Source organism: Billgrantia aerodenitrificans, assembly GCF_021404405.1.
Taxonomy (GTDB): domain Bacteria; phylum Pseudomonadota; class Gammaproteobacteria; order Pseudomonadales; family Halomonadaceae; genus Halomonas; species Halomonas aerodenitrificans.
In genome coordinates this window covers 256,906-276,548 of sequence record NZ_JABFTV010000001.1, presented here as the reverse complement: position 1 = coordinate 276,548, position 19,643 = coordinate 256,906, and the positions used below count along the sequence as shown (strand labels likewise).

18 protein-coding genes are annotated in these 19,643 nt (G+C 63.3%); 7 read left to right on the top strand and 11 right to left on the bottom strand.

The features are described from left to right. Nucleotides 1-367: 367 nt before the first annotated feature. The gene (locus HOP59_RS01290) at nt 368-1,030 is read left to right on the top strand and encodes a GntR family transcriptional regulator (protein WP_234252501.1); all 663 of its coding nucleotides are present in this window, start codon (nt 368-370) and stop codon (nt 1,028-1,030) included. A 42-nt stretch (nt 1,031-1,072) separates the two neighbouring features. Here the strand turns inward: HOP59_RS01290 and HOP59_RS01285 are convergent, their stop codons facing one another. The 3 genes from HOP59_RS01285 to folE2 form a co-directional block, all read right to left on the bottom strand. Beyond that, nucleotides 1,073-2,857 carry a mechanosensitive ion channel family protein gene (locus HOP59_RS01285; protein ID WP_234252500.1) on the bottom strand — a complete coding sequence of 595 codons (1,785 nt, stop codon included), beginning with the start codon at nt 2,855-2,857 and terminating at the stop codon, nt 1,073-1,075. A gap of 162 nt (nt 2,858-3,019) precedes the next feature. Continuing rightward, nucleotides 3,020-3,544: an S-ribosylhomocysteine lyase gene (gene luxS / locus HOP59_RS01280; RefSeq protein ID WP_010629963.1), complete on the bottom strand. Its 525-nt coding sequence runs from the start codon at nt 3,542-3,544 to the stop codon at nt 3,020-3,022. Nucleotides 3,545-3,634: 90 nt separating this feature from the next. After that, a complete protein-coding gene (gene folE2, locus HOP59_RS01275; protein WP_234252499.1) occupies nt 3,635-4,546 on the bottom strand; it encodes a GTP cyclohydrolase FolE2 in 912 nt (303 codons plus the stop codon). Nucleotides 4,547-4,625: 79 nt separating this feature from the next. Between folE2 and HOP59_RS01270 the strand changes: the two genes are divergently transcribed. Further along, entirely contained in the window at nt 4,626-5,825 is a 1,200-nt protein-coding gene (locus tag HOP59_RS01270; protein ID WP_234252498.1) for a nickel/cobalt transporter, read from the top strand. A gap of 36 nt (nt 5,826-5,861) precedes the next feature. On the opposite strand, the gene HOP59_RS01265 is transcribed toward HOP59_RS01270, so the two are convergent. Further along, entirely contained in the window at nt 5,862-6,944 is a 1,083-nt protein-coding gene (locus tag HOP59_RS01265) for a CobW family GTP-binding protein (RefSeq protein ID WP_234252497.1), read from the bottom strand. Nucleotides 6,945-7,306: 362 nt separating this feature from the next. Here HOP59_RS01265 and HOP59_RS01260 point away from each other — a divergent pair, with 362 nt between their 5' ends. Beyond that, nucleotides 7,307-7,513, top strand: a complete 207-nt coding sequence (locus tag HOP59_RS01260) for a cold-shock protein (protein ID WP_086511223.1) — start codon at nt 7,307-7,309, stop codon at nt 7,511-7,513. Between the two features lie 51 nt (nt 7,514-7,564). Here HOP59_RS01260 and HOP59_RS01255 read toward each other — a convergent pair whose 3' ends face one another. Continuing rightward, the gene (locus HOP59_RS01255) at nt 7,565-8,620 is read right to left on the bottom strand and encodes a GlxA family transcriptional regulator (RefSeq protein WP_234252496.1); all 1,056 of its coding nucleotides are present in this window, start codon (nt 8,618-8,620) and stop codon (nt 7,565-7,567) included. A 147-nt stretch (nt 8,621-8,767) separates the two neighbouring features. Here HOP59_RS01255 and HOP59_RS01250 point away from each other — a divergent pair, with 147 nt between their 5' ends. Further along, nucleotides 8,768-9,835 (top strand): class I SAM-dependent methyltransferase, encoded by a 1,068-nt coding sequence (locus tag HOP59_RS01250; RefSeq protein WP_234252495.1) that lies wholly within the window; start codon nt 8,768-8,770, stop codon nt 9,833-9,835. A 96-nt stretch (nt 9,836-9,931) separates the two neighbouring features. Here HOP59_RS01250 and HOP59_RS01245 read toward each other — a convergent pair whose 3' ends face one another. After that, a complete protein-coding gene (locus HOP59_RS01245; protein WP_234252494.1) occupies nt 9,932-10,543 on the bottom strand; it encodes an NAD(P)-dependent oxidoreductase in 612 nt (203 codons plus the stop codon). 148 nt (nt 10,544-10,691) lie between these two features. Here HOP59_RS01245 and HOP59_RS01240 point away from each other — a divergent pair, with 148 nt between their 5' ends. Then, nucleotides 10,692-11,063: a winged helix-turn-helix transcriptional regulator gene (locus HOP59_RS01240; protein WP_234252493.1), complete on the top strand. Its 372-nt coding sequence runs from the start codon at nt 10,692-10,694 to the stop codon at nt 11,061-11,063. Here HOP59_RS01240 and HOP59_RS01235 read toward each other — a convergent pair. The 5 genes from HOP59_RS01235 to HOP59_RS01215 all read right to left on the bottom strand — a co-directional run bounded on the left by HOP59_RS01235 (nt 11,060) and on the right by HOP59_RS01215 (nt 15,119). Then, nucleotides 11,060-11,488 (bottom strand): hypothetical protein, encoded by a 429-nt coding sequence (locus tag HOP59_RS01235; protein WP_010629978.1) that lies wholly within the window; start codon nt 11,486-11,488, stop codon nt 11,060-11,062. The two genes, HOP59_RS01240 and HOP59_RS01235, sit on opposite strands and share 4 nt — an antisense overlap. Before the next feature lie 81 nt (nt 11,489-11,569). After that, complete coding sequence (locus tag HOP59_RS01230) at nt 11,570-12,208, bottom strand: LysE family translocator (RefSeq protein WP_010629979.1); 639 nt, start codon at nt 12,206-12,208, stop codon at nt 11,570-11,572. A gap of 70 nt (nt 12,209-12,278) precedes the next feature. Continuing rightward, nucleotides 12,279-13,643, bottom strand: coding sequence for a sensor histidine kinase (locus tag HOP59_RS01225; RefSeq protein WP_010629980.1), 1,365 nt, complete (start codon nt 13,641-13,643; stop codon nt 12,279-12,281). Beyond that, complete coding sequence (locus HOP59_RS01220) at nt 13,612-14,298, bottom strand: response regulator transcription factor (RefSeq protein WP_234252492.1); 687 nt, start codon at nt 14,296-14,298, stop codon at nt 13,612-13,614. Before HOP59_RS01220 ends, HOP59_RS01225 begins: the two co-directional genes overlap by 32 nt. Then, nucleotides 14,298-15,119 carry a MipA/OmpV family protein gene (locus tag HOP59_RS01215; RefSeq protein ID WP_234252491.1) on the bottom strand — a complete coding sequence of 274 codons (822 nt, stop codon included), beginning with the start codon at nt 15,117-15,119 and terminating at the stop codon, nt 14,298-14,300. Before HOP59_RS01215 ends, HOP59_RS01220 begins: the two co-directional genes overlap by 1 nt. Nucleotides 15,120-15,373: 254 nt before the next feature. On the opposite strand from HOP59_RS01215, the gene HOP59_RS01210 reads away from it, so the two are divergent. Both HOP59_RS01210 and HOP59_RS01205 read left to right on the top strand, forming a co-directional pair. Further along, nucleotides 15,374-16,543, top strand: coding sequence for an efflux RND transporter periplasmic adaptor subunit (locus HOP59_RS01210; RefSeq protein WP_338073317.1), 1,170 nt, complete (start codon nt 15,374-15,376; stop codon nt 16,541-16,543). Beyond that, nucleotides 16,540-19,626, top strand: coding sequence for an efflux RND transporter permease subunit (locus HOP59_RS01205; protein ID WP_234252490.1), 3,087 nt, complete (start codon nt 16,540-16,542; stop codon nt 19,624-19,626). Before HOP59_RS01210 ends, HOP59_RS01205 begins: the two co-directional genes overlap by 4 nt. The last annotated feature ends 17 nt before the right edge of the window (nt 19,627-19,643 follow it).

Genomic DNA, 19,643 nt, shown 5'->3' with positions numbered 1-19,643 from the left:
GCAAGCCTCAACAACTTTTTTTATTTCAAAATGTTGCAGATAGTTCATGAGCGATTTGTTTTCCCGTTCCGGTCATCGTTGAGGGGCTTCGCCTTGGCGGTGCGGGTCCGGCTTCCTCCTCTGCCTGAAATCACATTGCCTGGCAGTGGACACTGCTCAGGCAGCGCCGGATCTGATCAAAATGTAATGGTATGCCATTTTGAGGGTCAACAACGCGTAGATACGACTTTAGTCAATGGCCGTCTTGTTATGCCACTAACCATCTGAAAAATATGGGTGATAAATGGAGAGCCCTAGGCGCGTTACGATTTGAAAGGACCAAAATGGTATGCCATTCTTGGCACTCGACTCCGGAGTAAGCAATCCTATGGAAGAAGCCGTTCAGTCAAGCCATGCAGGTCTGGTCGAGAAAGTGGCCAACTACCTGCGTGAACACATCGTGATGGATCACTTCCAGCCCGGTCAGCGCCTTCCCGAGCGCACCCTGGCCGTGGAGCTTCAGGTCTCGCGTACCCCCTTGCGGGAAGCACTCAAGATCCTGGCCACCGAAGGGCTCGTGGTCATTTCTCCCCATCGGGGGGCGGTGGTAGCGGAAGTGAGCCCAGCCGACATCAAGGAAAAGGCCTACGTACTGAGCGTGCTGGAGCAAGCCGCTGCAGAGCTCACCTGCATCAACGCCAGCGATGACGATATCGCCGAGCTGCAAGCGCTCCATTACGAGATGAAGGCCTGCTTTCTGCGCCGCGATCGCCAGAGCTACTTCCGCCTGAACCAGGAGATTCACAACCGCATCGTCGCCCTGTCGGGCAACTCCGCACTGATCGACATGCACGCCAATCTGAGTCGGCAGCTATATCGCGTTCGCTATCTATCGAACCAGAAGAACGAGAAGTGGGCGACCGCCATGGAGGAGCACGAAGCCATCATGGCGGCGCTGGAATCGAGAGACCCGGAGCAGGCCGGGCGCGAGTTGCGCAATCATCTGGGCAAGACCTGGATCAAGTACGCCAACGGCGAGCCCATCGCATAATCGCGAATAGAGCAGGCGTCATGGACGATACCCTGCTTCGCCTCACTCAGCCGTACGTTCTCCATCACTCTCACCCTCGGCCGGAACCCGGACGCGTGGCTTCTCATGCTTTTCTTCCGTTGCGATATCGTGCTGACTGAGCACCACGATATCCCGCGGCCACCATTCGGGATGATAAGTGCGGATGAAGTTCATCAGCCGCTCGCGGATCTGCATCTCCGCCACCCAGCCGGCGAAGGGGTCGGTCGCCATCAGGTAGCAGGTAATGGTCTGCGACTTCTCGGTTTGCCCTGTCACATAGCAGCACAGCTTGTGATGCTCGACGACGTTCTCCTCCTCTTCGGCGAACTCGAAAAATTTATGACGGATGAGCTCGACATCGGCACTCAGGTGCAATATCAGCTCCAGCTTGCGATACATCTTGGCGTTCTTGATCGAGAGGTTCTCGAACGGCTGGGAGACGAAGTAGGTCACCGGCACGATCAAGCGTCGCTCGTCCCACACCCGCAAACGGATGAAGGTGTAGAAGATGCCTTCCACATAGCACCACTGCCCTTCGAACATCACTAGGTCACCGATGCGGATGGGCTTGGCCAGCGAGACCTGGAACGAAGAGAGAATGTTGCCCAGCACCGCCTGACCGGCAATGCCCACCAGCACTGCCAGCACGCTGGCCGAGGCCAGCAGCGACAGGCCCAGCGTCTCGAACAGTTCGATCTGGCTCAGCACGTAGACGGAAACGGCGATGACCGCAACCAGGATGATGACCCGGCGCAGCGCATAGAGCGTCGTCAGCAGTTGGCGCTCGTCCTTGGGCTTGGTGTCGTCGATCTCCCCCACGAAGCGCCGCGTCACCTTGAGCAGAACGGTATCCACCAGGCGCAGCGCTATCGTGCCTACGCCCCAGGCAATCAGGATGATCAGCAGGGTACGGATGAAGGTGGTGGCCACGGCAGTGAAGGAGACCACATAGTCGAGCAGCATCTGCGCGACGAAGGCCATGACCAGCAGCGCCATTGGCACACCGATCCGGCCGGCGAAGATGCTAGGCACACCATGGGGAAACCAGTGCGCCAGCAGGCCGACCAGGGCGTAGACGCCCCACCCCACCAGGCCGGTCAGCAGCAGGAAAAGCGGAATGGCGATCCATTCCCAGACCTGGAGCATCCCGAAGCTCGTCTTGAAGCGCTCAGGTATGTAGGCCTCGATCAGCGACGGCCCAAACTCTTCGTAGAGCCGCGGAATAACGGAAACGCTTTCCGCAGAGATCAGCCATACCGGCTGCTCGTCGTCCACGCGGTAGCGCTCCAGGCGTACCTCGTAGTCTTCGCCATCGACCGTCATAGTGGCCAGCTCGAGGCTTCGGCGCGGCTCGCCTACCAGCGGGTGCTGGCCGGAAGGGTCTTCGATGGCGGCATCCTGGCGGCTGGGCAGGTTGGAAACGTTGAACCATTCACCGCGCCTGAGCACCGAGGCCAGCTGTCGGGCCAGCTCGGGCCCCTGTTGCTGCTGTTCCGCCTCGTCCAGCTCGGAAAGGTTGAGCAGATGTGCCGCGGCGGCGTACTCATCATTCTCGGTGAGCTCGACGAAACTGCGGAGCGCACCTTGAGGGGTCAGCCGCTCGACTTCGTCGGGCGGCTCGCCGAGGCCGGCGTTCAGCGAGTCGAGGGGAAACCACTCCCGCTCCTCGCTCTCGTCATCCTCGCTCTCGTTGCCGTTCTCACCCACACCCTCGGGTAGCTGCGCCGCACTGGGCACGGCCACGAAGAGTGCAGCCATCAACAGGGCCAACAGGGCCGGCAGCCGCCATGCGTCGATTCCTTTCATACGCGTATTCCTGATCGAAGCGGATCCGCTGTCCCTCCTTCAGACAGCGCTGTTCGAATCGGTCCAGCCTAAGACAGTAGACCCATCGGACCGATGACTGCTTGCAGTACAGCTCACCGGTCACCGCTTCGTCCAGGCGATGGGCCGACTCCATCGGCCCGATCAGGCGTCGGGGTTGCCCAGCGCTTTCAGTCGCTCGGCGCTCAACGCGAGATCGGCGTTCTTGTTGACCCCAACGCCGCGCTCGATGATGCTCCGCGCGATCTCCTGGGCCTCTTCCAGGGAATGCATCACGAAGGTACCGCACTGGTACTCGTTCAGCTCCGGGATATCTTCCATCCGCTTGACGTCGATAACGTCCTGCATCGCCGCCAGCCAAGCCTCACTGACGCGTTCCTCGCTGGGGCTGCCGAGCAGGCTCATGTAGAAGCCGGTGCGACAGCCCATCGGGGAGATGTCGATGATCTCGACGTCCTTGCCGTTCAGGTGATTGCGCATGAAGCCGGCAAACAGGTGCTCCAGGGTGTGGATGCCCTTCTCACCCATCATGTCTTCGTTCGGCTTGTTGAAGCGCAGATCGAACACCGTAATGGTATCGCCGGAAGGCGACTGCATGGTCTTGGCAACGCGAACGGCCGGGGCGGCCATGATCGTGTGGTCAACGGTAAAGCTATCGAGTAAAGGCATGCTCAATCCTTCTTGCCGGTCAGGTTCGCCGAAACCCCCATAGTAGCATGGGATGCCCGCCGGCCCGGAACCGACGTTGACCGCCTGCCGTCATGAGCATTTGCTGTCGCCACCGCCCCAGTTCCACTCGCTGCGCGCCACGGCATCGTGGGCGTGCAGGCTTTCGGCATGCACCACACGCAGCTGAAAACCGCTGATGCCGGGCTGCTCGCGCAAGGCATGGTGCAGGCGGCGCGCGGCATCCTCGCAGAACATCAGATTCTGGCCGTTGGCCAGGGCGAAGGCCTGCTCGTCGATCCGCTTCACCGCCGTTTGCAGCGCCGTGCCCAGGGCACGTTCGGCGCGATTCACCAGGCTGACCAGCGGCAGCTCGTCCGGTGCGCCGGCCAGACGCACCGTGAGATGCGCCTGGCTGCGCTGGCTGTGGGGCGTGGCCAGAATGCCCTGCTCGCTGCCGAGCCAGGCCCGCACCGCCTCGCGGCTGACCGGCATGTCGGTGAAGTCCTCGTCGAAGGCCTGCTGGATCAGTTGGCGAGACAGCGCCGCCGAACACGGGCAGGTGGAGGAGTAACCCACGGTGAGCTCCAGGGTGGCGTGAAAGCCCTGGCTGTCGCGCCGGCAGCGCAGGGTAAAGGGATAGCGCTTCCATCCCGCCAGCGGGCTGATCAGCGCTGGGCGCTTGAGCATCGCCTCGCCGCCGAGATCGAGAAAGGCGCTATGCGAGAGTCCTTGGTGAGTGTCGAGAAAGCCCTCCAGCACCGCCGCCACGCGCGTAAGCGAAAGCTCACGCTCCTCGAGCTCGGCCAGCGCCAGGTAGAGGCGCGACATGTGAATGCCGCGTGCAGTGGGGTCATCCAAGCTGACACCGGCCGAGGCCTGGCCAGTCACCCCTTGGCCGGCGACCTGAAACGGCAGGGCGATACCCTCCATGCCTACCCAGCTCAGGGTGCCCAGGCGAGTGGCGGGGGCAGCGGCGATATCTTCCAGCGGTAACCTGTTCATCGAGTCGAGACCTTTACGCTTGTTAGTGCAAATATGTTATAACATAACATTTTGAGCTTTCCGACCCGCAGGAGCCGGCATGACACAGCACTTCAACACGCCGCAACCTTCGTTTGACACTTCAGCCTCTGGCACACCCGAATCGGCAGCGAAGCCACGCCAGGCTCTGCATCGACGCCGCTGGGCAGTGGTAGTGGCGCTGCTCGCTGCAGGCGGCATCCTGCTGCTCGTTCAACAGCACCTATGGCAAGACCTGACCCTGCAGCTGCTGGCCTGGCAACGCGACCTCCATCGCGCCCTGACCCTGGCGATCACCGAATGGTCGGCCGCCCCCTCTTGGGCAAGCGGCTGGTGGCTGATGGCGCTCAGCTTCGGCTACGGCATCTTTCATGCCGCCGGGCCCGGCCACGGCAAGGCAGTGCTCTCCACCTACCTGCTCTCCCAGGGCGGTGGAGTGAAGCGTGCCCTCGGTCTTTCGTTCAGCGCCGCCATGCTGCAAGGCCTGACAGCCATCGCCCTGGTGCTGGTGCTGGTCAAGGGGCTGGGGTGGTTGACCCGCCAGGCCATGGGCAGCGTCGCCGGGCTGGAGCTGGCCAGCTTTCTGATGGTTGCCATTCTGGGAGTCTGGCTATGCCTACGTGCCAGGCGCTTGCTGAAGCAGACAGCTGGTGGCGATTCCGGCTTACCCGCCATCAACGCCCCTCACGACCATTCCATCGAACATGCCAATCCCACCTCAACCTTGATGGCCCCCACCTTCAGCCCTGCGGCAACGGCTCACACAGGCCAGCCATTCCACGCGTTTCACGTCGCCCCCGCCCACGACAATGTGCAGCATCACGGCCACGACCCGGCCGGTCATGGCTGCAGCTGCGGCGCGCGCCATCACGTGGCCCCGGATGAAGCCGGCGACTGGCGCACGGCGCTGGCCACCGTGGCGACCATCGGCATGCGCCCCTGCAGCGGCGCCGTATTGATCATGGGGGCGGCAAGCCTGCTCGGCCATATGGCGCTGGGTGCGGCCGCCGTCATGACCATGGCGCTGGGTACCGCCATTACCGTTTCCGCTCTGGCGCTGGCCAGCGTATTGGCACGGGACTGGATGACACGGATCTTTCTCAAGTCCGAACTCAAGCACGGCACTAGCCGTCTGGCACAGGTGAGCCGCCTTGGCGGTTGGCTGGCCATGGCCGGTGGCTTCGCTCTGGTATGGCTGGGTCTGTCGCTGGCCTGGTACGCCACCACGATGCCAGCCGCCGGCCCGAGCCTGTTCTCGTGAGTGGCAGCCAGGCGCATGCCAGCCTGCCTCGACGTTTCACGTCGCCTGGACGGGCTGAAAGTAGTCGAACAGCCGGGTGACGGCTTCGGGTTCTACCCCGTTGGTGATGAATACGAAGCGCGAGATACCGTCTTGGCAGGCTTCTACCGGCAGCGGCTCCGGCGGGTGAAAGATGTGCTGCACTCCGTGCAGTGCCAGGGGCTGCTCGCGCCCGGCTACGTTCACGATGGCTTTTACCCGCAGGATCTTCTCGCCCAGCAGCGACATCAGCAGATCGAGCCAGTCTTCCAGCCGTTCCGCGGCGATGGGCTGCTCGACGGTGAAGCAGAAGGAGCGGATCTGCTCGCCGTGGCGGGTCAGCGAGGGTCTGGACGCCGGTGCCATCATCGAGACCAGGCTGCCGGCATTCATCGGCGCCGCGCCACCGGCGGGCATTACCTGCGCATAGGAAGCCGCGCTCAGCCACTGCTCCGCCCCACGTTGGCGAGCGGACAGGCTGCCCCCCGTGAGCTGCTCGGCCGCTATCTGGCCGTGGCGTACCTGCACCTGCTCGGCGGCAGGGTTGATCCGGGCAAGATGCTCGCCAAGCCGGGCCAGCCGCTCCTCGTCGACCAGATCCCCCTTGGTGATCAGCAAGCGGTCGGCGACGGCGGCCTGACGCTGCGACTCCCGGTGGGCATTGAGCGTCGAGATACCGCTGGCGGCATCCACCAGGCAGATCACACCATCCAGCACCAGGCGATGGGCCAGCCAGTAGTCGGTCATCAGGGTGTGCAGAATGGGCGCCGGATCGGCAAGCCCGGTGGTCTCGATGATCACCCGCGAGAAAGGCTCGCCGCCCGCCCGTTCGATGGCATCGAAAGTCTTCTGTACGGTGCGGCTCAAGTCGCCGCGGATGGTGCAGCACAGGCAGCCGCTGCTCATCTCCACCACGCTGTTTTCATCGCTCTGGGCGACCAGACGGTGGTCCAGGCCGATATCGCCGAACTCGTTGATCACCACCAGCGCATTGCTCATCGCCGGCTGACGCACCAGACGGTTGAGCAGCGTCGTCTTGCCGCTGCCGAGAAAACCGGTCAGCACGGTAACGGGAATCGGATCCTGGGTATCGAAGCTCATGGAATGCACCGTAACGGGGAATACGCCGCAGCAGGAAGCGCTGCGCCAACGCCTGTTTTGTTATGTTATAACAACCCTAGAAATACACAAGCCCAGCCGATCCTGACAGCCCCCTTCACTGCGGTTTTTTATTAACTTCAACGAAAACATGCCCTTCACGTGAATACCGAAAAACAATCGAGAAAGGCTTTGACCCAGGCAAACAAGCATGACACCGTGGGTTCAGTTGGTAGGCAAGCAACAAAGTTTCAGTAGCGTTCGGATTCGTTCGGCGGCCCTGTGATTTCATCTTGTTTTACCCACTACTCATCTGGGTAACACCAGAAATATTGCAAGGCGCCTAGCGCAAAAGGAATTCGATTATGACGACTGGAACAGTCAAGTGGTTCAACGACTCCAAGGGCTTCGGCTTCATTACTCCGGCCGATGGCGGTGACGATGTTTTTGCCCACTTCTCCGAAATCCAGGAAGAAGGCTTCAAATCCCTGCAGGAAGGTCAAACCGTCTCCTTCGACGTGACCCAGGGAAAGAAAGGCCTCCAAGCCTCGAATATCAAGCAAGTCGCATAACCTAACGGTTAAACGATTTGTCGAACCTCTGGGTTCGATGACAAGGCCCGCCTAGGCGGGCCTTGTCGTGTCATGGGGTTGGCGAGCGAAATCGGGAATGCAAAAACGACGGCGATAAACGCTTGGGGCCAAGCCGGTGGTGCGCTTGAACAGGCGCCGGAAGAAGGCCGAATCCTCGTAGCCAACCCGCCAACTGATCTCCTCCACCGAGGCCTCGGTGCGCTCGAGCCGACGTTTGGCATCTTCGATCCGCAGGCGCTGAACATAGGCAATCGGCGTAAGGCCGGTGGCGCTGACGAAGCGACGTTTGAAGGTACGCTCCGCCAGCCGCGAACGTTCAATCATCGCCTCCACCGGGTGAGCCAGGGCGAAATGCTCATCCAGCCACTGCTGAGCACGCTGGATCTCGCCATCGCCGTGATCCGTCTTGGCGGCAAATACCAGATAGGGCGTCAACCCATCCTGATGCCACTGCAGCGCAAAGCGCCGTGCGATCTCCTGCGCCGTGGTCGCACCGGCATAACGCGCGGTGAGATAGAGCGCCAGGTCGTGCCAGCTCATCGCCGCCCCCGAACTCACCAGCTCCTCATGCTGGCCGGCGATCACCAGCACCCGCTCCGGATGAGTCGACACCGCAGGGTAGCTGGTCATGAACGCCTCGGCATAGCCGAAGTGCACCGTCGCCTCCATACCGTCGAACAGGCCCGTTTCGGCCAACAGGAAGACTCCCGAGCACGCCGAGCAAAGCACCGCGCCACGCTCGTGCATGGCATGCAGCCATTCCACCAGTCGGGGATAGCGGCCCTTCTCCCAGCCGTGAGCCGGCAGCAACACCGAAGGTACGATCACAATATCGCTCGTTTCGACGGTATCGATGGCGCGCTGGACATCGACTGGCACGCCGCTGGCCAGCTCGAGCGCTCCTACCGTCTCCCCCACGATCTCGATTTCGAACGGCGCCGGGACCCCGGGCGTTACCAAGCCCATCAGCGAGGCGCCGTTCATCACATCGAAGAGTCCGGCAAGCGTGGAGACCGTGGCATCGGGTAGAGCCACGAGGCTGATGTGCCGGGGGCGCGACCCGGCAGGAGTGGTAGATCCTGTCATGGCGCGTGGCGCTTCGTTGGGTGGAGGAATTCAGTGTGGCACAAACGAACCGATTGCGGGTCGTTTCCGCTCTTCAGCGGGCAGCACCCCACGGAGATGATGGACGCGACGCAAGACCCCGACACAACAAGACAGGAGCTGCAGCACATGACCTCCCCCGCAATCGATCAGACCAAACTCGAAGCTTTTGTCGCCCAGGCCGTGGGCGACCTCTCCTCCGCCTACGGCGGCATCATGATCAGCCTGGGCAACAAGCTCGGCCTGTACAAGGCCATGGCGGGCGCCGGCCCGCTCAGTGCCAAGGAACTCGCCACCCGCACCGGCTGTGCCGAGCGCTACGTCTCCGAGTGGCTGAATGCTCAGGCCGCTGGCGGCTACGTGGGCTACCACGCCGTCAACGACACCTACGAGCTCTCCCCCGAGCAGGCCCTGGTGCTCGCCGACGAAGAGAGCCCGGTGTTCATTCCTCACGCCTGGCAGGTGCCGGCCTCGATGTGGTTCGATGAAGAGCGCACCCTGGAAGCGTTTCGCACCGGCCAGGGCGTGGCCTGGGGCGACCACGACAGCCGCCTGCAGTGCGGCGTGGCAGCGTTCTATCGCAACGGCTACCGCGCCAGCCTGGTAGCGGAATGGCTGCCCGCCCTGGAGGGCGTGGTCCAACAGCTCGAAGCCGGCATCAGCGTGGCCGACGTGGGCTGCGGCCACGGTCACTCCACCGTGCTGATGGCGCAGGCATTTCCCCGCTCGCGCTTTCATGGTTTCGATGCCCACCCGGCCTCGATCGAAGCCGCCAGGCGCAATGCGGCCGCGGCGGGCGTGGCCGACCGCGTGAGTTTCAGCATCGCCCGCGCAGTGGACTACCCCGACCGGCAGTACGGGCTCATCTGCTTCTTCGACTGCCTGCACGACATGGGCGACCCCGTCGCCGCCGCCCGCTACGCCGAGCAGGTGCTGGCTCCCGAGGGAACGGTGATGCTGGTCGAGCCCTACGCCCAGGACAAGGTCGAGAACAACCTCTCGGTCGTCTCGCGCATGTACTACTCGGCCTCCACCACCATCTGCTGTGCCCATGCCATTTCGGAAGGCGGCCACCTCGTGCTCGGCGCCCAGGCCGGCGAAGCCCGCCTGGCCGACGTCTTCCGCAAGGCCGGATTCACCCACTTCCGGCGCGCGGCCGAAACGCCGTTCAACCTGATCCTCGAGGCAAGGCGCTGACCGGCTAGCCATGAGCGCATGCACCAGGCTTTCCGGCTCAACGACAAGGCCCGCCTAGGCGGGCCTTGTCGCGTTATGTACATGCACCGGTATTCATCAATACCCCACGGTGAAGCGCTGGCGCACATGGGCAGGGCGCTCGAGCTCATCGACCAGGGCAATGGCGTAATCCTCGAACGAGATGCTGGAGCCATGCTCGTTGGCCAGCAGCGAGTCCTTGCCCAGGCGGAAGTTGCCGGTGCGCTCTCCCGGTACGAACAGTGCCGAGGGCGAGAGAAAGGTCCAGTCGAGATCCTTTACGCCTTTCAGATATTCCAGAAAAGCCACGCCGGCACTTGCCTCCTCGAAGTACTCGGCCGGAAAGCTCGGCTGATCGATCAGGCGCTGACCCGGCGCGACCTCCAGGCTGCCGGCCCCACCCACGACCAGATAGCGTTTCACCCCGGAGTCGCGCACCGCACCGATCAGCGCATCGGCATCGCTGGTGGCAAAATGCACCGAGCTGATCACCGCATCGTGCCCACGCAGCATTTCGGCCAGCCCGGCGCGGTCGTGGACATCCCCCTGGCGGACCATGACCCCAGGCAGCTTGGCAATTCTTTCAGGATGGCGAGCGATGGCAGTCACCATGTGACTGCGCTCGGAGAGTTCGGCGAGGATACGGGAGCCGGCGTTGCCGGAAGCACCGATGAGAGCGATGTTGGCCATGACGAAGATTCCTTTGGTTTGCTTTATGCACCTGGTCTGCTTTGTAGACCTAAGCGGCAAACTATGGTACTTCTCTGCCATTCGCAAGAAGTCACCGCCGTGCGACCCGGTCACACCGTCATGACCCTTGGGCACTACAGGAGCTTCCATGCCACTCCAAGAGCTGAAAAAATTCGCATCCGATGCCCCCTGCCCCATCCGTGACGTGCTCGACCGCATCGGCGATCAGTGGAGCGTGCTCGTGCTGCTTACCCTGCGGCCCGGCACCCGCCGCTTCAACGAACTGATGCGCGAGATCGGCGACATCTCCAAGCAGATGCTCTCGCGCACCCTCAAGCGCCTGGAGCAGGACGGCTTCATCACCCGCACGGTCTATCCCGAAGTGCCCCCGCGGGTGGAGTACAGCCTCACCGAACTCGGCCACTCCTTCCTCGAACCGATGCGTGCGCTGGTCGCCTGGGCCGACCAGAATCACCGCACCATCTCCGAAGCGAGAGAGCGCTATCGGGGTGGGAATTAAGTAAGCGGCGCCGCGCGCTGCGGATGGCACAGATAGCGAAGGTGAAGAAAGGGGATGAGCAGCGGGCTGGCGAAGATGCCCAAGGCAACAATGATCACCCACTCCGCCGGCTCCCAGCCCAGCGTCAGCAGCCCGACCAGCACCAGCGAGACGAGCGTCAACCCCGCTCCGGCGCAGGCCGCCCGCCACCACCACAGGGAGCGCTCGCGCCTAAGCAGGAATGCGACCGCCACGCACCACAAGCCAGCGATGCCCAGGGTACCGACGAACACGAAGAGGATGATCGCCACCTCCTGCATGCCCCAGGGAAAGCCCACCGTGAGCAGCAGACCCAGGCCGAACACGAGGCAGAACGCACTGACCGGTAGCGCCAGCAGGAGCATCTCGGCCACCACGAGGCCACGCTGCAGGCGGTCCCGGTTCATAAAGCCTCCAACCGACAGCTCAGCAAGACGCTGCGTGCTGGCCCCGAGCTCGGCACCACCGTCCCATTTGCTCGCACTGCTTCACTTGCTCGCACTGGTAGCAATCAGCGTGCCTCCGGCGCCCAGAAAGAGCCCACCTGTGGTGCGATGAAACGCCCGCAGCCTGCCGGGGCTGTCGAACCAGCGCCCCAGCCCCGCACCGGCGGTGGCATAGAGCGTCATCAGCGTGGTATCGATGACCAGCCAGGTCAGCGCCAGAATGGCGAACTGCAGCATCTGCGGCTCGCCAACGGTGATGAAGTTGGGAAACAGCGCCGCAAAGAACAGCAGGTCCTTTGGGTTGCCGATACCCACCAGAAACCCCTGACGGAACAAGCCACTGGTAGAGCGCACGCTGGCCAGAGCCGGCTCGCTGGCCGTGGCAACCGGTGAACTGGGCGCGCTCAGCCAGGCCTGAAGTCCCAGATAGATGAGGTAAGCCCCGCCTAGCAGCTTCAGCACGAAGAAGGCCGTTTCCGAGGTGGCCAGCACCGCCCCGAGGCCCAGCGCGGAGAGCGTCATCAGCACCAGCGAAGCCACGCCGCCGCCGAGTACGGTAGCGAAGGCTCGGTGGCGGCCGAAGCGGAGGCCATGGGTGGTGCACAACAGCGCCACCGGTCCCGGGAAGATGATCAGGGCAGTGATCACGCCCACGTAGGTTATCCAGGTCCACCACTCCATCACGAAAGCCTCCTTGGCTCATTCATTGATCGCCGTGCCGGCGGGATATCAGCTTATCCTATCGATTGGCTCAAGGACGATTCAAAAGACGAAATCGCAGCCCCGGCTCGGCCGGCTCCGCAGTGAGTTGCCAGCCATGCGTCATGGCGATCTCCTGACAAATGGCCAGGCCTAAGCCTGCTCCATGGTCGCGCCGATGCGCAGCGCGCCAGAAGCGTTCGAACAGCAGCGGCAGGTGCTCTAGCTCAACGCCGAGCCCTGTGTCGCGCACGCTCAGCGTATCACCATTGATCTCCACACAGACGGTCGCCTTGGCAGGTGAATGCTGAATGGCGTTTTCCAACAAGTTCTTCAGCAGGGTGAAGAAAGCGGCACGATCGGCCTGCCATGCCACATTGTCTTCCCCTGCGAGTATTGTCACGTGCACGTCGGCTGCTTCCGACATGCGCTGCAAGTAGGAGGCGACTTCATGGGCGATCTCCTGAGGCCGGACGGTGGTGAAGTGGTAATTGTGCGCCTCGCTGGCTTCCGCCAAGAGCAGAAGTTGCTGCACTTGGCGCGTCATGTACTCGACGTCGCTCAATAGCGAGTCGCTGTCGTTCTTGCCATCCTCTCTCAACTCTATTTGAGCGCGGATCAGGGCCAGTGGCGTCTTGAGCTCGTGTGCCGCATTGCCCAGAAACTCCTGCTGCACGCGATAGCCCCGCTCGAGACGTTCCAGAGCTCGGTTGAAGCTATCCACGAGAGGCGCAATCTCCGCCGGCACCGCCTCGGTCTTCAACCTGGAGTTGAGGGAGCGCGGGGAAATGGCGGCAGCGGATTCCGAAACGTCGCGCAGCGGCTTGAGGGTGTAGCGCAAGGTGATGAAGGCACACAGGCCGAAGGCCATGAAAAGGACGATGCCAAATACCGTGATGCCAACGATCATTCGCGGCAAGGCAACCTTGTCGAGGATGCTCATGAACCGTGCACTGGCGGCGAACTGCAGAAACCACTGGCGCCCCTCATGCTGCAGGGGCTGCGTGGCGCCGTAGAAGATGTTGCCCTCATGCTCGAAGGTAAAGTGTCTGCTCGTCATACGGAGAAGATCATCGCCGGGTGGCCAGAACGCCTCGCCGGCGCTCGAGAAAGCCGCCACGTTGCCGGCGTCGTCCAGGATCCGATAGGCCGTTTCGCGCTGCGGTCCCTCATACAGCCAGGCACGGTCGTCCAGCCGCGAGTCGAAGCCGATGGGCCTGCCATCGCGGTCGAAGACGACGTTGTCCTTCAGCGCCTCCACGGCATTGACCAGATCCATCCGGGCCAGGAGGTTGGTCTGGGTCACCACCACTGCTGCGACCACCAGCAGCACCATACTGAGCGCCATGCCAGCTACGTAAGCCAGCAGGATCTTGAGGCTCAGGCTATTCAGCGACGGCGTCTTCACGAAGCGCATAGCCCAGCCCCCTGACGTTGACGATGCGCTGACGCGAACCGATGGCGAGCAGCTTGCGGCGCAAACGATGCAGGGCCACGTCCAGGGCGTTCGGCGTCACCGCCTCGCTCAGCCCCCAAGCCGCCGCTTCCAGCGCGCTGCGGCGCACCACCTCCCTGGGCTTGTGCAACAACAGCTGCATGATGTGCAGCTCCGTCGAGGAGAGGGTGACACTTGCGTCGCCACAGCGCAGCATGCAGGCCTCGGGCCGCAGGGTCAGATCGCCATGGCTGGGGTCGAGCGAGTGGAACGCCACGGGCCGACGCAGCAGTGCCCGGACGCGCGCCACCATCTCGTCCATGGCGAACGGTTTGGGCAGGTAGTCGTCGGCCCCGGCATCGAGCCCCTGTACTCGGTCATGCAGGGCATCGCGTGCCGTCAATACGAGGCAAGGCACGCCGAGGCCGGCCTTGCGCAGCCTATGCAGCAAGCTGAGGCCATCGCCATCCGGCAACCCCCGATCGAGAACCAGGGCCTGGTAGGAGATCTGCTGAATCGCCGTCCAGGCGCTGTCGATGCGGCCGGCCACGTCCACGGCAATGCCAGCGGCCTCCAGCCCCTGGCACATCAGCCGGGCCAGGCGGTCGTGGTCCTCGACCAGGAGTATGCGGCTCATCAGAAGCGGTACATGTAGCCTAGGTAAACGCTGTTGGTAGTCGAGCGATCCACCAGCGGACTGTCCTTGATCTCATCCGCCAGGCTCGTCACCCCGGCCCCTAAGAGCACGGAGTGGTGCTTGTCGAACATGTATACACCGCGCACCCCCGCCTCGATGTTGATAGCCGACTCCCCCGCATAGGCAGGGCGGTCGAGACGGGCTTCGCTTTCACGCACCCCAAAATAGTAGTCGACCGTTTTCTCGTCCTGCCAGCTTGCCCCAACGTGCGGGGTGAGCAGTACACGATTGCCCACCCGCCAGGTTCTCGCCAGGCCGAGACTGACGATCTGGCCGTTGCTGTTACCTGAAACGTCGGCCAGCCATTCGGCACTGACATCGACGAAACTGCTGCTCCACTCCACTACGCCCCCCGCCCAGAAGCCGCCTCTGCGCTTTTCCATGCCATTGAGGATCGGGGCGTCGCCCTCTTCGTAACCGCTTCCGTCGTACTCGCCGACGATACCGAAGTTGAGCTGTTGGGAATCGCCGATATCGAGACTCGGCAGCTTGAACTCGATCCGGGGGCCGAACAGATTCACGTACTGGTTCTCGAACTGGAGCAGCGGTAGCGCCGTATTGTCTCGTCCGATACCGGCATAAGGCTCCTGCGCGCTCATGACGCCGAGCCCCAGCGCCCAGGTCGTTGACGACTCGGCATCGCCCGGCGCTTGGGCCAGCGCCGCTACCGGAGCCCCCAGGCCAACGGCAAGCAACGCAACGGCCGCCACCCGCACGGCAGAACCATGAATGATCGAGACAAGCGGATTCGATGAAGGCATGTGGGTTTCTCACGCAATGTGGAAGGAACGCCAGTTACTTTAACTCTCGCCGCCGTTCCCTTACTGAAAACTTACCGGGAGACTCTCTTCGTTCCGCTACTTCGGTAAGTGTTCTGAAAGGCGTAGAAGTGGAGAGTCTCGTCTCAGCAGAGACGAGGACACAGAATGCTCCCACTCATCGATGTCATTCTCATTTCCTTCCTGTTCCGCCACCGTACGGCTGGCCATAAGCCGTCGCTGTCTTGCGGAGAGGCATGATGCTAAATACGCGCTCATTCACAGCCGCCGCAACCGGTGCGCTGACCCTCGGCGTGACGGTCGTATGGCTCATGCATGCCTCCAGTAACGCTCCGCCCGTAGCAGCCATAGCGGTCGAGCAAGCCGCTCTGACCGTCACCGTGACCTCGCCGCGCCCCGCCATGCTGCCTATCCGAATAGCTGCAAACGGGAACGTCATGCCATGGCAGGAAGCCAGCATCGGTACCGAGGCGAACGGCCTGCGCCTGGCCAGCGTCGAGGCCAACGTGGGCGATGTCGTGCAACGTGGCCAGACACTCGCCACGTTCGCCTCCGATACGGTGAGCGCTGAACTGGCGCAGAGCCGCGCCGCCGTCGCCGAGGCCGAGGCGGCACTCGCCGAAGCCGAGGGCAACGCCCAGCGCGCCCGCCAGCTAGAGGCGTCGGGGGCGATGTCGGCTCAACTGATTTTCCAGCACATCACCACGGAGCGTACCGCGCGGGCTCGGCTGGAGGCGGCGCGAGCCATCGAGAACACGCAGCAGCTTCGCTTGGCCCAAGCCCAGGTGCTCGCCCCCGACGATGGCGTGATCTCGGCGCGTAGTGCCACGGTCGGCGCGGTGCTTCCCGCGGGTCAGGAACTGTTCCGCCTGATCCGACTCGGTCGGCTCGAATGGCGGGCCGAGGTTGCCGCTTCCGATCTGGAGCGGCTGCAGCCCGGCCAGAGCGCCAGAGTCACCCTTCCGGGAGGCCACGAATTGGAAGGACGCGTGCGCACGATTGCCCCAGTGGTAGACGTGTCCACCCGCAACGGCCTCGTCTACGTCGATCTACCGGCAAGCGACGTCGCCCGGGCGGGCATGTTTGCGCGCGGCGAGTTCGAGTTGGGAACACGCCAGGCCCTGACCCTACCGCGATCGGCGGTGCAGCTCCGCGACGGCTTCGGCTACGTGCACCGTGTCGATGAAGACGGCCGGGTGACGGAGTCGAAGGTCGGCCTGGGTCAGCATATGGGGGATAGGGTCGAAATTCTCTCCGGGCTCGAGCCTGATGCCCGCGTCGTTGCGTCGGGTGGCGCCTTCCTGGGCCACGGCGATCGGGTAGTGGAGATCGAGGGACTTGGCGAGGGAATCATCGCCGAGGGCGCGCCAGGGCTGACGACATCGCTAACGAGGGGGCAGCCATGACACTCAATACCTCCTCCTGGGCGATTCGAAACCCCATCCCGGTCGTGCTGCTCTTCGTGCTGTTGACCTCATGGGGGCTGATGTCATTCAGGGGCATGCCCATCCAGGACTTGCCGGATGTGGACATCCCCCGGGTGGTCGTCTCCGCCTCGTTGCCGGGGGCTAGCCCCACCTTGATGGAGAACGAAGTCGCCCGCAAGATCGAGAACGCCATTGGCGGGGTGTCCGGCGTCAAGCACATCATCACCACGCTGACCGATGGCCACGCCGAAATCGGCGTCATATTCCGGCTGGAAAAATCCATGCAGGAAGCGCTCGACGACGTGCGCGACGCCGTCTCGCGCATCCGCTCGGACCTGCCTGCCGAGCTGCGTGACCCGGTGATCCAGAAACGGGGGTTCTCCGACGACCCGCTCCTGCTCTACGCGGTGACCTCCGCCCAGTTGGACGAGGAGGCGCTGTCCTGGCTCGTCGATGACAGGATCACCAAGGCGGTGTTGACCGTGCCCGGTGTGGGCGAGGTACGGCGAATCGGCGGCGTCGATCGCGAAGTCCGCGTGGAGCTGCACCCGGATCTCCTGCTGGCACTGAACACGACGGCACTCGACATTTCACGCCAGTTGCGCCAGGCACAGCAGGAAGCACCCGGTGGGCGCACGAACATCGGCGGTGCCGAACAGGCCGTGCGCATCGTCGCCAACCTCGCCTCGGCGGCTGAACTGGCGGCGATGGAGTTGGCGCTCGGCGATGGCCGTCGCATCCGCCTCGACCAGTTCGCAAGCGTCACCGATAGCGTGGCCGAGCGGCGTACGGCGGCGCTTCTCGATGGGGTGCCCGTCGTCGGCTTCGAGATGACGCGAGCCCGAGGGTACGGCGAGGTCGACGTGGCCGAAGGCGTGAAGTCCGCTCTCACCGCCTTGCAGTCACAATACCCCCATATCGAGATCCACCGAGCCTTCGACTTCGTCGAGCCGGTAAGGGAGAACTACCAGGGCTCCATGCGCCTGCTGTTCGAAGGCATGCTGCTGGCCGTGCTGGTGGTGTTTCTGTTCCTGCGCGACTGGCGGGCGACGCTGATCGCCGCCGTGACACTGCCGCTGTCTATCATTCCCACCTTTGGCCTCATGCACCTGATGGGCTTCTCGCTCAACGTCGTGACGCTGCTGGCACTCTCGCTGGTAATCGGCGTGCTGGTGGACGATGCCATCGTCGAGATCGAGAACATCGAACGCCATCTGCTGATGGGCAAGCCCCCGCGTCGCGCCGCGATGGATGCTGCGGCGGAAATTGGCCTGGCGGTGGCCGCCACCACCTTCACGCTGATTGCCGTTTTCCTGCCCACGGCCTTCATGAGCGGCACGGTGGGACGATTCTTCTTCCAGTTCGGCTGGACGGCCTCGGTGGCGGTACTGTTCTCATTGATAGTGGCACGCCTTCTCACACCGATGATGGCCGCCTACCTGCTGCGTAAACCCAGCCGAGGCCAGCACGAGCCAAAGTGGATTGCCTACTATCTAGTCGTCGCCAACTGGTGCCTGCGCCACCGCAAGACGACCCTCTTCGCGGCGGCAGCCTGCTTCGCCGGTGGCCTATGGTTGGCATCGACCCTGCCGGGCGCCTTCATACCGCCCGACGACACCTCCCAGACCCAGGCGACACTGACCTTGCCACCCGGAAGCACCCTGCCGGAAGCGATGCTGCTTGCCGAGCAGGCGCGCGCACGCCTGGAGGAGAACCCTTATGTCATGCGCGTTTTCGCCGCCGTCGGGGACGCTTCGAGCGGTGGCGATGCCGAAGTGACCCGCTTGGTGCTCACCGTGGGCCTGGCGGATCGCACCAGCCGTGCGGGCATCAAGCTGCAAGCGATCGAGCAGCAACTACGTGATGCGCTCGCCACGCTTCCCGGGGTGCGTACCCAGGTGGGAAGCGGCGATTCAGGAGACATCTATGAGCTGGCGCTGGTCGGCGAGGACAGTCGGGTGCTCGAGCAGCATGCCCGCGAGGTAGAGCGGGAGCTGCGTGCCGTGTCCGGTCTCGGCGCCGTGAGCTCGACGGCCAGCCTGGTCAGACCCGAACTCATCGTACGCCCCGACTTTGCAAGCGCCGCCGACCTTGGCGTATCGGCCTCGGCCATCGCCGACACGCTGCGCATCGCCACGATGGGCGACAACGACGAAGACTTGCCGAAGCTGAACCTCAGCGAGCGTCAGGTGCCGATCATGGTGCGCCTGTCGGATGCTGCTCGACAGGACATTACGACCCTCAGGCGCCTGCCCGTCCCCAGTGCGAAGGGGATGGTACCGCTCGAAAACGTGGCAACTCTCGAATGGAGCAGCGGGCCAGCGGAGATCACTCGGTACGACCGTCTGCGCAACGTCAATTTCGAGGTAGTGCTGCAGGGGCGTCCCCTGGGGGAGATCGAGCAGATCGTTCAGGCGCTGCCCAGCGTGCGCCAGCTGCCACCCGGCGTTCACCAGGCGGCGGCAGGCGATGCAGAGGAAATGGCCGAGATGGCAGTGGATTTCGGTATCGCCATGCTGACCGGCGTGCTGTGCATCTACATGGTGCTGGTGCTGCTGTTCGGGAGTTTCATGCAGCCGGTCACGATCCTCGTGGCGCTGGTGCTCTCCGTTCCCGGGGCTTTCCTTGCGCTGTTCATCACCCAGTCAGCGCTGTCGCTTCCCGCCATGATCGGCTTGATCATGCTGATGGGCATCGCCACGAAAAACTCGATCCTGCTGGTGGACTACATCATCATTGCCCGCCAGGAGCATGAGCTCGAACGCCGGGCAGCTATCCTCGACGCCTGCCGCAAGCGTGTTCGACCGATCGTCATGACCACCCTGGCCATGGGGGCCGGCATGATGCCGATCGCCCTCGGGTGGGCGGGCGATCCCAGCTTTCGGGCCCCCATGGCCTTCGTCGTGATTGGCGGTTTGATCACCTCGACGCTGCTGAGCCTGCTGGTCATCCCGGTGGTGTACAGCTACGTGGACGACGCCGTGCAATGGATAGCGCCGTGGACCGCCAGGCGCTTCGGGCGGTCTACTCCGACGCCCGCCCTACCTTACCCGGCGGATTAGAATAGCCGTGCAACCAA

What these genes read in the sequence shown, in the direction of transcription:
- HOP59_RS01290 (WP_234252501.1), top strand. Translation starts at nt 368, where the DNA reads ATGGAAGAAGCCGTTCAGTCAAGCCATGCAGGTCTGGTCGAGAAAGTG.
- HOP59_RS01260 (WP_086511223.1), top strand. Translation starts at nt 7,307, where the DNA reads ATGACGACTGGAACAGTCAAGTGGTTCAACGACTCCAAGGGCTTCGGC.
- HOP59_RS01215 (WP_234252491.1), bottom strand. Translation starts at nt 15,119, where the DNA reads ATGCCTTCATCGAATCCGCTTGTCTCGATCATTCATGGTTCTGCCGTG.
- HOP59_RS01220 (WP_234252492.1), bottom strand. Translation starts at nt 14,298, where the DNA reads ATGAGCCGCATACTCCTGGTCGAGGACCACGACCGCCTGGCCCGGCTG.
- HOP59_RS01230 (WP_010629979.1), bottom strand. Translation starts at nt 12,208, where the DNA reads ATGGAGTGGTGGACCTGGATAACCTACGTGGGCGTGATCACTGCCCTG.
- folE2 (WP_234252499.1), bottom strand. Translation starts at nt 4,546, where the DNA reads ATGAACAGGTTACCGCTGGAAGATATCGCCGCTGCCCCCGCCACTCGC.
- HOP59_RS01245 (WP_234252494.1), bottom strand. Translation starts at nt 10,543, where the DNA reads ATGGCCAACATCGCTCTCATCGGTGCTTCCGGCAACGCCGGCTCCCGT.
- HOP59_RS01265 (WP_234252497.1), bottom strand. Translation starts at nt 6,944, where the DNA reads ATGAGCTTCGATACCCAGGATCCGATTCCCGTTACCGTGCTGACCGGT.
- HOP59_RS01235 (WP_010629978.1), bottom strand. Translation starts at nt 11,488, where the DNA reads ATGAACCGGGACCGCCTGCAGCGTGGCCTCGTGGTGGCCGAGATGCTC.
- HOP59_RS01225 (WP_010629980.1), bottom strand. Translation starts at nt 13,643, where the DNA reads ATGCGCTTCGTGAAGACGCCGTCGCTGAATAGCCTGAGCCTCAAGATC.
- HOP59_RS01285 (WP_234252500.1), bottom strand. Translation starts at nt 2,857, where the DNA reads ATGAAAGGAATCGACGCATGGCGGCTGCCGGCCCTGTTGGCCCTGTTG.
- HOP59_RS01270 (WP_234252498.1), top strand. Translation starts at nt 4,626, where the DNA reads ATGACACAGCACTTCAACACGCCGCAACCTTCGTTTGACACTTCAGCC.
- HOP59_RS01240 (WP_234252493.1), top strand. Translation starts at nt 10,692, where the DNA reads ATGCCACTCCAAGAGCTGAAAAAATTCGCATCCGATGCCCCCTGCCCC.
- HOP59_RS01205 (WP_234252490.1), top strand. Translation starts at nt 16,540, where the DNA reads ATGACACTCAATACCTCCTCCTGGGCGATTCGAAACCCCATCCCGGTC.
- HOP59_RS01255 (WP_234252496.1), bottom strand. Translation starts at nt 8,620, where the DNA reads ATGACAGGATCTACCACTCCTGCCGGGTCGCGCCCCCGGCACATCAGC.
- luxS (WP_010629963.1), bottom strand. Translation starts at nt 3,544, where the DNA reads ATGCCTTTACTCGATAGCTTTACCGTTGACCACACGATCATGGCCGCC.
- HOP59_RS01210 (WP_338073317.1), top strand. Translation starts at nt 15,374, where the DNA reads ATGATGCTAAATACGCGCTCATTCACAGCCGCCGCAACCGGTGCGCTG.
- HOP59_RS01250 (WP_234252495.1), top strand. Translation starts at nt 8,768, where the DNA reads ATGACCTCCCCCGCAATCGATCAGACCAAACTCGAAGCTTTTGTCGCC.